Below are 13,042 nucleotides of genomic sequence, written 5' to 3'. Positions count from 1 at the left end.
TTAAAACGATGTTATGATTAAAATGTTAAGCAACATTGGAAAGTACTTCATTATGCTGGGCGAAATTTTTCGTCGTCCAACAAAATGGCGTCTTATGAAAAATCTTATTTTTAAAGAAATCGATGAATTAATTATTGGTTCACTAGGCATTGTAGCTTTTTTATCGTTTTTCATTGGAGCGGTTGTTACCATACAAACGGCTTTAAACTTAAACAACCCTATTATTCCTAAATATTTAATTGGTTTTACGGCACGTCAATCGATCATCTTAGAATTCTCGCCTACGTTTATTTCTATTATTATGGCGGGACGTATGGGCTCATATATCACATCAAGTATTGGAACCATGCGGGTGACCGAACAAATTGACGCGCTGGAAGTAATGGGCATCAATCCTTTAAATTATCTGGTTTTCCCTAAATTAATCGCTTCTATCACCTATCCGTTTGTGATTGCACTAAGCATGTTTATAGGAATTTTAGGAGGATATGTTGCCGGATCTTTTGGCGGATATCTGGCTCCTGAAGAATTTATCAAAGGACTGCAAGACGATTTTACGCCGTTTCACATTGTATATGCTTTTATAAAAACAGCTGTTTTTGGATTTATTCTGGCAACTGTGCCTTCTTTTTATGGATATTATATGGAAGGCGGTGCGCTGGAAGTTGGTAAAGCATCTACCAAATCATTCGTGTGGACATCGGTTGCCATCATTGTCTGCAATTATGTTTTAACCCAAATACTGTTAACCTAATGATAGAAGTAAAAAACTTAAAAAAGTCTTTTGACGGAAAAGAGGTTTTAAAAGGCATTTCGACCACTTACGAGCCCGGAAAAACCAACTTGATTATAGGTCAGTCTGGTTCAGGTAAAACCGTAATGCTTAAAACATTGTTGGGCGTACACGAACCCGACAGCGGTCAAATTTTGTTTGACGGAAAAGATTTTGCTGCGTTAGATCCCAATGAGAAACGTAATTTAAGAACTGAAATGGGAATGGTTTTCCAGGGCAGTGCCCTGTTTGATTCTATGAATGTGGAAGAAAACATTGGTTTCCCTTTAAAAATGTTCACTAACAAAACAAATGCTGAAATAAAAGACCGGGTACAGGAAGTAATCGACCGGGTGAAATTGATCGATGCCAATAAAAAAATGCCCTCTGAAATCTCGGGCGGTATGCAAAAACGGGTGGCAATTGCACGTGCTATTGTTAACAATCCCAAATATTTGTTTTGCGACGAACCCAACTCGGGATTAGATCCTAAAACATCGATCGTAATTGATGAATTGATTCAGGAAATCACCCATGAATACAACATTACAACGGTAATTAATACCCACGATATGAACTCGGTATTGCAAATTGGCGAACATATTGTTTTCTTAAAAGACGGCGAACTGGTGTGGGAAGGCAACAGCATAGAAATTATGCAAACTGATAACGAAGACATTGTTGATTTTGTGTATTCGTCTGAATTACTGAAAGAAATTAGAAAATTTCACACAAACAAATAACTGAATTATGTTTTCATTCTTTAAAAGTTCCATAGAAAAAGATCTGATTAAATTAGGTTTTGGTGAATTGGTTAACGGCTACAAGTTAAAAGTTAAAACCAAAGAATGGACCAAACAACAATACATCGATGCTTTGCATGAATTCCATAAGCAGCACCAGACTGAAGTTGAGAATATGAACAATGTAAATGTTGCCACACGACAATCTTTTGATGTAACCGAAACCATTGTTCCACTTAACCTGCAAAATATTCAATTAGAATATATCGATGTTGATTTTCTTTACAGTTCCCTGTTGTTTGAGTACAATAATTACCAGCGGATTCATTCAAAAGCGTTATACGAATTAGATAAGTTGTTACAAGAAAAACATCCCGACGCAACAATTTCAACAGAAGATGAACAGAAAATTAAACATCTTGCTTTGAAAGAATTAATTAATGATGCTACATTACCTTTTTCAAATGAAAGCAAGAATTATCTGAAAGCTGTTTTTAAGGAATTGACTGATAGGATATGAAAACTCCGAACTTTAATCCGGAGTTTTTGCATTTATTTTTGCGACAATTTGTTTGATTTCCTGTTCTTTCTTTTTAGGATAAATCAATAACACATTGTCTTTATCTACAATAATATAATCTTCTAAACCTCCAATAACAACTAACTTTCCGGGATTGGTTCTAATGATATTGTTTGTAGCGTTTTCAACTACCAAATTACCGTTTATCATAGCATTTTCACAATCGTCTTTCGGTAATTTATCATATAATGATCCCCAGGTTCCCAAATCGTTCCAATCAAATGTAGCCGGCAATACAAAGACATTATTTGCTTTTTCCATTACCGCGTAATCAATCGAAATGTTATCAGCCTTGTGATAATTTACTGCAATGAATTGTTTTTCTAATTCGGTATTAAACGTATCATATCCGTTGTTGAATAACTGATACATTTCGGGCTGAAATTTTTCAAATGCGTTTAATATTGAAGTCACACTCCAAATAAAAATACCTGAATTCCAAAGAAAGTTTCTGCGCTGTATAAATTTTTTCGCTGTTTGATAATCGGGTTTTTCTCGAAACTGTACTACTTTTTTTACCTGACGGGAATCTAATTTATCGTATTCAATGTAACCATATCCGGTATTTGGAAAAGTGGGTAAAATTCCCAAGGTCATCAATACGTTATCGTGTTCACAAATATCAAACGAACGCTGTAAATTAGCTACAAACTGCACTTCGTCTTCAATCCAGTGATCAGACGGAGCCACAATCATTACCGCATTGGGATTTTGCTTTTTAACCTTCATTGAGGCATATAAAATACATGGTGCTGTATTGCGCATATCGGGCTCTAAAACAATCTGCTCATCGGTAATTGCGGGCAACTGTTCTTTTAAAATATCGCGGTATTTATCGTTGGTAAGTATTAAAATATTTTCTTTAGGAATCAACTGGCTCAACCGTGCAAAAGTTTTTTGAACCAATGTTTCTCCCGTTCCCAGCATATCGTGAAACTGTTTGGGGAATTCGGGCGTACTAACCGGCCAAAAACGCGAACCAACGCCGCCTGCCATTATAATTGCGTAATAATTTTTATTCATTTGTGTGTGTATTCAAAAGCTCAACCTGTATATTAGGTTTAAACAAATATACTTTGTTATTTCTTACATCGGTGCATTCAAAAAGTTTTACTCGTAACTTTCCTTTTTTAAAAACACGTCCGTTTTCAATTTTAAACAAGCTGCCCAAAGGCAATTCATCTACAAAAACTTTATATGTGGGTCCGTCGTACTTTTTGAGCTGCATAGACAAAATAGCATCGGTATCGCTACTTGCCGCAGGGTTTTTAAAATGATTTGCCAAAAAAGGCAGCAGCTCATTCGGAAAGACCAACGGATTGATAAAAGGCAACATCAACAACCGAAAGGTCTGTTTCCATTCAATGCCGTGTGGTTTAATATTGCGTCCGTATTTTTGAAACGCCACCAAATGTGCGATTTCGTGTATGGTTGTAATTAAAAACCGATAGCTGTTTAGCGTGGCATTGACTGTAATTTGATGCGATCCGTCTGGATTTTTCCGATAATCACCATGACGGGTTACCCGTTCATTTACAATTTTAAAATGAATTCGATACGCCTTAATCAACTCAAAAACAGCATCAACAGCATTTTCGGGAATATATTTTGCTAAAACTTCTTTCAATTACGGTGTGGTTGATGAAACTTGCAATACTTTTCCGTTGAAAAATTTATTGCCGGTTAGGGCAAAATCTTTGATATAAGTAGCCATTTCTAACGGATTAATGGGTGCCTGATAACCTGGAAATGCTTCCTGAAGCATTTCGGTTTGCACCGCACCCAGTGCCAGAACATTAAACGCAATACCTTGATCTTTGTATTCTTCTGCCAACAATTCAGAAAGCGTAATTACCGCCCCTTTACTGGAACTGTATGCTGCCAAGCCCGGAAACTTCATACTGCCCTGAATACCGCCCATACTGCTAATTGTCAGCACATGGCTGCCGGCATTCATCAACGGTAAAATCACACGGTTTAAAGCGGCTACACCAAAAACGTTTACTTTGTAAACATATTCAAATTCAGCAGCCGAAATCTCCGCAAACGGCTTATTTACTATAGTTCCCGCATTGTGAATAAGTATGTCAACCGAATTAAATTCTGCTTTCACTTGGTTTGAAAAATGTATTAATCCTGCTTCGTTACTTAAATCGACCGATTTAAAAAAAACATTTTTCAATGATTCAAATTCAGGATTCGCTTTGCGGGAAACAGCTATTACCTGATGCCCTTCGGCAACGAATTGCTTTACCAGCTCTGCTCCTATTCCCCGGCTTGTTCCCGTTATTATTATGGTTTTCAATTTTAGTAATTTAGATATTTTATGATTTAAAATTAATACTGATGTTCTCGACACGCTTTAGCTGACGAAACATAGAACATCAGTCAATATTTACATTAATTCACCTTTATTTCTCTTGTTTCTGCATTAATCATTTTAGTTACCACCGGTAACATTTTTTGAGCAATGTTTGTCATAAACTGTGTATCCATTACTTGAAATTCATCTTTTGGATGATGATAATATTCAAAATTTGAAAAATCAAAGGCAGAAACGGTATGTGACGGAATTCCGAATTGTTTGTAAAACGGATAATTATCCGAGGCTTTAAACAAATCATATTTCTCTGCCATATCTGATTTTCCGACCAAATTACTTCCGGCATATTCGTTTAATTTAGCCATCATATTGGAAAAATCATATCCTGTTATAAACACATCAAAATCGTATTTCATAGGCACACCCACCATTTCAAAATTAAGCATGGTGTACACATTTATTCCTTGATTTTTTAATTTTTCAGCTAAATGTTTAGAGCCTAACAAACCTTTCTCTTCAGCCGAAAAATACACTATTAAAACAGAACGTTTATTGTTTTTAATTTTACCCAAATATTTTGCAACTTCACTTAAAACCGTAGTTCCCGAGGCATTGTCATTGGCTCCGTTGTTGATAAAATCGCCTTCAAAACCTTTTTCTGTAATACCAATGTGATCGTAATGTGCACCAAGAATGACAAATTCGTTTTTTAACTTTTTATCTTTTCCTTCAATATATCCCACCACGTTGTATGAAACGTCTTTATAGTTTGAAAGTGTATCGAAATAAGTAGAGAAATACGGTTTTATTCCGTTTTCTTTAAACTGATTTTGCAAATACAGTGCTGCTTTTTCGATTCCTTCACTTCCCGAATCTCTGCCTTCTAATTCGTCTGACGCCAGATATTGCAACGTTTTGGCAACATCTGCCTCTTTAACCTGGTAATCTGAAACATCTATATTTTGAACCGATTTGCACGCAACCAGTGACATAGCTGCCAAAAGAAGTATTTTTCTCATTATTTTCTGTTTTAAACAAAAATACAAAAAAACCCGTTCCTGAAAGAATCAAAAACGGGTTGATATAAAATAATCTTCTGTGTTTATGCAAGCATTGTCACAGGATTTTCAATATAATGTTTCAAAGTTTGTAAAAACTCCGCTCCTGTAGCACCGTCAACCGTTCTGTGGTCACATGCCAACGTAACTTTCATCGTATTTCCTACAACGATTTGTCCGTTTTTCACCACCGGTTTTTCAATAATGGCTCCTACTGATAAAATTGCCGAATTAGGTTGGTTGATAATCGAAGTGAATTCTTCAATACCAAACATTCCTAAGTTAGAAACGGTAAAGGTAGAACCTTCCATTTCTTTAGGCTGCAATTTTTTGTTACGGGCTTTTGTTGCCAAATCTTTAACCGCTGTACCAATTTGCGACAAAGTCAATAAATCGGTATGATTAACCACCGGCACAACCAATCCGTCTTCAACAGCTACTGCCACCCCCACATTTACATGGTGGTTGATTATTGTTGCTGCATCGGTCCAAGTTGAATTTACCTGCGGATGTTTTTTCAACGCCATAGCACATGCTTTCACCACCATATCGTTAAATGACACTTTGGTATCAGGCATTGAATTGATGGTTTTACGCGCTTCGATGGCATTGTCCATATTTAATTCAACTGTTAAATAGTAATGCGGAGCAGTAAATTTAGATTCTGCCAATCTGCGTGCAATGGTTTTACGCATTTGCGAGTTTTTCACTTCTTCTGCACGTGTTTCTCCCGCCGGAACAAAAACCTGAGCTGGTGCTTTTACAGCTTCTGTTTTAGTTTGTGTAACAGCAGTTTTTGCAGTTGGTGTAAAGTTTTCCACATCGCTTTTAACGATACGTCCGTTTTCACCCGTTCCTTTTACATCTGACAAATTGATTCCTTTATCTTGTGCAATTTTTTTAGCCAAAGGCGATGCAAATACTCTGTTGGAATCATTTGTTGCAGATGAAGAATTTTCTGTTTTAACAGCAGTTCCTTTCTCTGTATCTGACTCTTTTTTATCTTCTGTTGTCTCTTCTTTTTTAGGTTGGGATTTTGTTGCCGGCTTGGCTCCACCAGACAAAATACCGGAAACATCTGTTCCTTCAGGTCCAATGATTGCTAATACGCTATCAACCGGAGCTGATCCTCCTTCTTGAATTCCAATGTGCAACAAGGTTCCCGAATAGAATGATTCAAATTCCATCGTTGCTTTATCGGTTTCAATTTCAGCCAATATATCTCCTTCAGAAACTTTATCGCCTACTTTCTTTAACCAGGTCGCTACCGTTCCTTCGGTCATCGTATCACTTAAACGAGGCATGGTAACTACGTTAACATTGTCAGGAATTTCTGTAGCGGTTTCTTCTTGTTTTACTTCATCTTTATCAGATGTATCGTCTTTTGAATCAGATGTTGTTTGCTTTTCTTCTTTCTCAGATGCTTTTTTTTCCCCTTCAGAAGAAGATCCGTCTAACAAAGATTTATATTCTTCGCCTTCTTTTCCTATAATAGCCAAAACACTGTCAACAGCTGCTGTTTCACCTTCCTGAACACCGATATACAAAAGTGTTCCTGAGTAGAATGATTCAAATTCCATCGTTGCTTTATCGGTTTCGATTTCAGCTAATATATCTCCTTCAGAAATTTTATCACCAACTTTTTTTAACCAAGATGCCACGGTACCTTCTGTCATAGTATCGCTTAAACGAGGCATTGTAATAATTTCAGCCATTTTTTATAATTTATGAGGAATAAACGGATAATTTTCTTGTTCGTAAACTACATCGTACATAACGTTTGTTTCAGGATACGGAGATTCTTCGGCGAATTTTTCACACTCTGAAACCAGATCACGTACACGATTGTCTATCGTTTCAATTTCTTCATCGGTTGCCCAATTGTTTTCTTTGATTACGTCTAAAACCTGAGTAATTGGATCGATTTTTTTGTATTCTTCCACTTCGTCTTTGGTACGGTAATGCTGTGCATCAGACATTGAGTGACCGCGGTAACGGTATGTTTTCATTTCTAAGAAAGTGGGTCCTTCACCTCTGCGTGCTCTTTCAATGGCATCGTACATAGCTTCGGCAACTTTCACCGGATTCATTCCATCTACTGCATAAGAAGGCATTTCGTAGCCTAATCCTAATTTCCAAACATCGGTATGGTTTGCCGTACGCTCTACAGAAGTGCCCATTGCGTATCCGTTATTTTCACAAATGAATACCACAGGAAGTTTCCACAACATTGCCATATTAAAAGCCTCATGTAAAGAGCCCTGACGTGCAGCTCCATCACCAAAATAGGTCAACGACACCCCGCCGGTTTCTAAATATTTTTCTGCGAATGCCATTCCGGCTCCCACAGGAATTTGTGCTCCTACGATTCCGTGACCACCATAAAAACCGTGCTCTTTAGAGAAAATGTGCATGGATCCTCCTAAACCTTGAGAAGTTCCGGTTCCTTTTCCTAAAAGCTCCGCCATTACTCGTTTAGGATCAACTCCCATACCAATTGGCTGTACGTGGTTACGGTAAGCGGTAATCATTTTATCTTTAGACAAGTCCATAGCGTGTAACGCTCCTGCCAAAACAGCTTCTTGCCCGTTGTATAGATGTAAGAATCCTCTTACTTTTTGTTGAATGTATAATGCTGCCAGCTTGTCTTCAAATTTTCGCCAAAACAGCATATTTTCATACCATTTTAAATATACTTCTTTAGTAATCTCTTTCATAATACGAATATCTATTAATCACCAATATCTCTAAAATTGGCAATAAGCAAAAATAAGACTTCAAAAGTATATCTGAAAGTAAAATAAGTTATTTTTAATTGAACCACGTAAATTAATTGTAAAAGAATGGTATGTTTTTTTTACTTGATACATTATATAAAAAGAAAACGAGAGGCTGTACCTCTCGTTTCTTGTTATTTATTTTAAAGATTACTTTTTAACAATCTTGATAAACTGCGATCCTGTATCGGTATGAACTTTTACCATATACGTTCCGGCAGCTAAGGTAGAAACATTTATTCTTACCTCATCTGAATCAAATTGTTGTGATTTAACTTGTTTTCCAGCCAAATCATAAACCTCAATTGATTTGATTGCTTCTTTATAAGAAATGGTCAATTCAGAATCGGTTGGATTTGGATAGTATTTCAATGATGCTAAATCTAAATCGTTTAATCCTAAGAATATGTTTACTGTTACAGCTAATGGTAAACTTGGACAATTCCCTGTACCGATTATCACACCGTAGTAAACTTTATCTTTTACCAATGGCGTAGAAGGATATAATGGATTTACATTGTTAACAGCATCGTTATACGATTCAAACCAAACTACATTTGCTTCGTTTGTTTTTAAATCCTTAACTTCCGCATAATCCGGGAATGACTGATTAATGTTACCAGTTGGTGCATTTGGTCTGGCATTCACTGTTACATTCACCGCTGCTCTCGCAGTTTCACAGCCGTTTTCAACTTTAGAAATATAGTAAATTCCTGTAGTAACAACGTCATTCTGCCCCATTTCAGTAGCTATATAAGGTGTTGCGTAAACTTTATAACTAATACCCTGAGCAGGATTTAACGGAAGTGATGAGACAGTTGCATCTCCACAAATCTCCATAGCATTTATCACTGGTTCATTTACACTTAAAATTCTTACACTTACTGCACGTTTTGGAGAGTCACAATCCCCAATTGATTGACCTACATAATAAGTCCCTGTTACTAATGTTGTACTACTTGCTAAAGGCGTATCAGATGTGCTATAACCATACCAGTTTACATTTGCTCCTGCAGTTGTAGCAGTTGCCATTAAATCACCTACCGTTCCACTACCACAGAAAGTCTGAACAGTCGTTGCAGTAGGCATTGATAAATTCTGGATTGTTGAAACATTTACTGCTGTTCTAGCTGATTCACAATTTCCAATTTTTTGCGAAATATAATAGGTTCCAGTTGTTAAGACTGTTGTATTAGCTAACGGAGTAGTATCAGCTATATTTTGGTACCAATTTACTGTTGCACCTGTAGCAGCATTAACATTAATATCATCGATAGTAGATGTTCCACAGATATATACATCATTTAAAGATATTGCCGCTGGAGTAGCACCAACAGTTACGTTTACCACAACTCTGCTAGCAGATGTACAAGTTCCGTTGGTAAACTCACCATAATACGTTCCATTATTTATAGGTGCTGTACTTGCTAAAGCCGTACCTCCTGTTGCTGTTAAGTACCATTTCATCTGGAATCCCTGAACAGCATTAAACGCAATATCATTAACTGTCGCAGAACCACAGAAGCTTTGAGTTGGGGTTGCAACCGCATTAGGGGCTGCAGGGTTAATTACAACTGTAAATGGAACTCTTGCAGATTTACATTTTGAAATTTCTTGCTCAACATAATAAACACCAGAACTTGTTATCTGAGTAATTGGTGAAGTTGAAGTTTGGCTATTGTAATACGTTAAAACTCCATTAGGGTTTTTACCAAAATTCGTTGTTGAAACATCAATTGGACCACAACTATCTATATCATTCACGACAGGAGCTTCTTTTAGACCTATACTAACAGTAAAATTCTTCTCTGTTTTACAACCATATTGATTTTCAATCACAACATTATAAGGTACATTTAAAGAATTTGAAGTACCTTTTAGGTAAACTGTACCCGTATTGATTGTTCCGTCATAAGGAACAGTTGCATTTTGATCATAATATAGATTAGCAATTGGCGTCCAGGTAACTTGATAATTACTTATTGGTTTAATCTTAACATTATCAATATACCATCCTGGAAATTGAGTATTACCATCTGCTCCTATTCTGAATCTTACTTTAAATGTTCCTGTTCCAGTAAATTCATCAGCTGGTACAACAAATTTTTCTGTTTTCCAAGGCGTTGTAGTTGGAACAGCAGTTTGTTGTATTCCGCTCCAATCTGCATAGGATGTTGCTGTAAAAAACATTGCCTGTGTTCCACTAGGTTGTGTAAGAGTTGTATCTGCAAGACCAGTATAGTCATCTTCTAAGAACGGCTTCCAAGTTGTACCGTTATCAGTAGTATACTCCAAATATCCATAATCCATAACTCCTGTAGAATCAGATTGCAATGCCGCAATATGATCGAATTCAACTACTATAGATTTAAGATTATTCATATTTATGGATGGTGAAAAATCTAATGTCGCATTAGTCTGAGCACCATAAGACAATTTTAAACTTCCCGTGCCTTCAGAAAACAATGTTGTATCATTTGTAATTGCGTCTCCTGTTATCGTATTATTTAAGGTAACACCTGTTGTATTACCATTAAACAAATATTCATTTGGAGTCTCATTAATAAAATTGTCAACTTTTAATTCTTGAATATCGTTATAACAAAGACTATAATCATTTTCTAATTGTAACATTGTTGGAGATGCAGGAAGTTCAACTTTTACTTCTGCATAATTGACACATGCCTCTCCTCCCGGGAAAGTATTACTTTGCTTAACTGTTAAGTGATAAGTCATAGGACTTACTGGATTAAATGTCCATCCAACATTCTCATCTCCAGCCACAGCATTATCAGGATGATTTGGATGTGTAGGATCGTTCGCAGGATCATTTGGATCATTTGGATCTACAGGTTCTATAGTCCACTCATAAGTATCAAAATCACTAACTCCAGACAAAACATACACTTTAGGAAGCGGCTGATTTGCACAATTATTAATAATTGAGTCAGACAGCACTAAAGTTGGAGCTTCCTTAAAATTAACATTTATTATCTTAGGTTCATTAAAACAACCTTCAATTACATCAAAATAACCATTAGGTCTATAAATTAAACGCGTGCCAGTTACTTTATCTTTTATGGTGGTCATATTATCAACACTATTCTTTACATATAATGTTCTATTAGATGTTCCAAATGAACTAAGTATATTAGCAGTTGCTGCGGGTACCGCTGTGGCAGTAAGATCACTATAAGTAACTTGAACAACTATATTAGAAACACCATCCCACATAAATGGTGCATCCAATGTAAACATATTCACCTCATTAGACACTAATAATTGATCCCCCAAATTTTTAACTTCTTTTAATCTATTCGTAGGAATAAATTTATTGTCATCAGGAAACTCTTCTAATTGGGTTTCTCCCATATGAATCGTAAAATTATCTCGTTGCAGTGTTCCTCCACTAGTCCCTACCTTAAAACCGAAAGCCTTTATCACCCCTCTGCTAAACCCAGCTGCTGTCAATTCTTCTGCTAAATAAATATATTGAATTTTTTGAGACTTCGTATCGGCAAAAGGAGTTGCATCCGTTGCCGAGGTAACACCAGCACCTGCTACAATTGTATCTAAAAGTGTTCCAAAGATACCATTATAAACCTTATAAACTTCAGATTTAGTAACTGGATCTATAGTATAACTATTAGTAGCTTGTGCTACTAAAGAATCATTTTCATTATACCAAAAACTAACACCACCGCCTGTAACCTCCATTTTTAATGGTTGAATACCACAAACATTATACGTGGTAGGTATAGTAGAAGTTGGCGGCGTACACATTGTAGTTACATCTATACCTATCCAAAAACTACTATCAGTAGCATCACAATTAGATCTGATGTAAACCTTATAATTTGTACTTGCCGACAGCCCAGTAATAGAAACCGATGTTGCTGTCCCAACGGGGCCAGCGGGAGGTGTTGTTGTTACAAGTCCGGCAGTTCCACTGCCAGGAGCACCACTTGTTCTTACTTCAAACTCATGATCCAACAATGTTGAATTTGTAGCAGTCCAATTCAAAGTAAATCCAACATCTGTTTTGTTAGTAACGTAAACATCATCAGGCATAAAACATGTTGGCGGAGTTCCTTGATCTACAGAGATATTATCTAAATAGAAATAATTATCTCCAGCAGCACTTGTATTGGAAACTATTAATCTTACATATAACTTTCCAGCCTTTGGTGCAAAAGTTGCAGTCTTAGTTGCACAATTAGTCGAAGGCGAATGACTTATATTGTCTATTGTCTCAAAAGTGTACCATGGTCCCGATGTAGAATTAGACCACTGCCATCTTGCGTCTATTTGATTAGCAGGACCGGCTACTGGAGAATTCATATTACTATTATACACCAACCATTTATAGTCAAATGAAAAAGTTATCACTCCTCCTGTAGCAGTAAACAATAAAGGAGACTTTAAAACTGATGTACTAAATCCCTCAGTTCCTCTTACTCTAGTCCTTAGAGAATGTGTTCCTTGACAAGGTAATTGTGTTGTTACATTAAAAGTTTGTTTTACTTCTTCCCAAGGTGATACATTAGTAGAACCATCCCAGTCAATTGAATAAGGTTGCCCCCAATTAAGAAAAGGAATCAAGAGCAACAAAACTAGTATTAATCGTCTCATAATATTTAATTTAATTTTAATACCAAGAGCAAAATTTTTGCTCTTGGTATAATAATTTACACTTACTTTCTAACAATTTTAATAAACTGGCTGCTGTCTTTGGTTTTTACATTCAGCATATAAGTACCTGAACTTAATTTACCAAAATCCAACTGCA

The 13,042-nt window shown here is 36.3% G+C and carries 10 protein-coding genes; 3 read left to right on the top strand and 7 right to left on the bottom strand.

Annotated elements, in window-relative coordinates; all coding sequences use genetic code 11:
* The first annotated feature begins 13 nt into the window (after positions 1-13).
* The 3 genes from BLW20_RS09180 to BLW20_RS09170 are packed head-to-tail and all read left to right on the top strand — an operon-like array spanning position 14 to position 2,035.
* A complete protein-coding gene (locus tag BLW20_RS09180; protein ID WP_091099467.1) occupies positions 14-754 on the top strand; it encodes an MlaE family ABC transporter permease in 741 nt (246 codons plus the stop codon).
* Positions 754-1,515 carry an ABC transporter ATP-binding protein gene (locus BLW20_RS09175; protein WP_091099464.1) on the top strand — a complete coding sequence of 254 codons (762 nt, stop codon included), beginning with the start codon at positions 754-756 and terminating at the stop codon, positions 1,513-1,515. The genes BLW20_RS09180 and BLW20_RS09175 overlap by 1 nt, the downstream gene beginning before the upstream one ends.
* Positions 1,516-1,522: 7 nt before the next feature.
* Positions 1,523-2,035, top strand: a complete 513-nt coding sequence (locus BLW20_RS09170; protein WP_091099461.1) for a hypothetical protein — start codon at positions 1,523-1,525, stop codon at positions 2,033-2,035.
* A 12-nt stretch (positions 2,036-2,047) separates the two neighbouring features.
* Here the strand turns inward: BLW20_RS09170 and BLW20_RS09165 are convergent, their stop codons facing one another.
* The 7 genes from BLW20_RS09165 to BLW20_RS09135 all read right to left on the bottom strand — a co-directional run bounded on the left by BLW20_RS09165 (position 2,048) and on the right by BLW20_RS09135 (position 12,885).
* A complete protein-coding gene (locus tag BLW20_RS09165; protein ID WP_091099460.1) occupies positions 2,048-3,118 on the bottom strand; it encodes a mannose-1-phosphate guanylyltransferase in 1,071 nt (356 codons plus the stop codon).
* Entirely contained in the window at positions 3,111-3,722 is a 612-nt protein-coding gene (locus BLW20_RS09160; protein ID WP_091099459.1) for a SprT-like domain-containing protein, read from the bottom strand. Before BLW20_RS09160 ends, BLW20_RS09165 begins: the two co-directional genes overlap by 8 nt.
* The gene (locus tag BLW20_RS09155) at positions 3,723-4,400 is read right to left on the bottom strand and encodes an SDR family NAD(P)-dependent oxidoreductase (protein WP_091099458.1); all 678 of its coding nucleotides are present in this window, start codon (positions 4,398-4,400) and stop codon (positions 3,723-3,725) included.
* Between the two features lie 95 nt (positions 4,401-4,495).
* Positions 4,496-5,437 (bottom strand): M28 family peptidase, encoded by a 942-nt coding sequence (locus tag BLW20_RS09150; protein WP_091099451.1) that lies wholly within the window; start codon positions 5,435-5,437, stop codon positions 4,496-4,498.
* A gap of 83 nt (positions 5,438-5,520) precedes the next feature.
* Entirely contained in the window at positions 5,521-7,191 is a 1,671-nt protein-coding gene (locus BLW20_RS09145) for a pyruvate dehydrogenase complex dihydrolipoamide acetyltransferase (RefSeq protein WP_091099449.1), read from the bottom strand.
* A gap of 3 nt (positions 7,192-7,194) precedes the next feature.
* Positions 7,195-8,193 carry a pyruvate dehydrogenase (acetyl-transferring) E1 component subunit alpha gene (gene pdhA / locus BLW20_RS09140; protein ID WP_091099445.1) on the bottom strand — a complete coding sequence of 333 codons (999 nt, stop codon included), beginning with the start codon at positions 8,191-8,193 and terminating at the stop codon, positions 7,195-7,197.
* A 210-nt stretch (positions 8,194-8,403) separates the two neighbouring features.
* Complete coding sequence (locus BLW20_RS09135) at positions 8,404-12,885, bottom strand: Ig-like domain-containing protein (RefSeq protein WP_091099442.1); 4,482 nt, start codon at positions 12,883-12,885, stop codon at positions 8,404-8,406.
* Positions 12,886-13,042: the final 157 nt, after the last annotated feature.

The organism is Paenimyroides marinum, from assembly GCF_900108395.1.
In the GTDB taxonomy this organism is placed as follows: domain Bacteria; phylum Bacteroidota; class Bacteroidia; order Flavobacteriales; family Flavobacteriaceae; genus Flavobacterium; species Flavobacterium marinum.
The sequence above is the reverse complement of the archived record's forward strand: the minus strand, read 5'-3'. Positions and strand labels throughout refer to the sequence as shown.

Excerpts from the sequence above, each read along its gene's own strand:
- BLW20_RS09180 (WP_091099467.1), top strand. The coding sequence starts at position 14 with ATGATTAAAATGTTAAGCAACATTGGAAAGTACTTCATTATGCTGGGC.
- BLW20_RS09170 (WP_091099461.1), top strand. The coding sequence starts at position 1,523 with ATGTTTTCATTCTTTAAAAGTTCCATAGAAAAAGATCTGATTAAATTA.
- pdhA (WP_091099445.1), bottom strand. The coding sequence starts at position 8,193 with ATGAAAGAGATTACTAAAGAAGTATATTTAAAATGGTATGAAAATATG.
- BLW20_RS09150 (WP_091099451.1), bottom strand. The coding sequence starts at position 5,437 with ATGAGAAAAATACTTCTTTTGGCAGCTATGTCACTGGTTGCGTGCAAA.
- BLW20_RS09135 (WP_091099442.1), bottom strand. The coding sequence starts at position 12,885 with ATGAGACGATTAATACTAGTTTTGTTGCTCTTGATTCCTTTTCTTAAT.
- BLW20_RS09165 (WP_091099460.1), bottom strand. The coding sequence starts at position 3,118 with ATGAATAAAAATTATTACGCAATTATAATGGCAGGCGGCGTTGGTTCG.
- BLW20_RS09145 (WP_091099449.1), bottom strand. The coding sequence starts at position 7,191 with ATGGCTGAAATTATTACAATGCCTCGTTTAAGCGATACTATGACAGAA.
- BLW20_RS09175 (WP_091099464.1), top strand. The coding sequence starts at position 754 with ATGATAGAAGTAAAAAACTTAAAAAAGTCTTTTGACGGAAAAGAGGTT.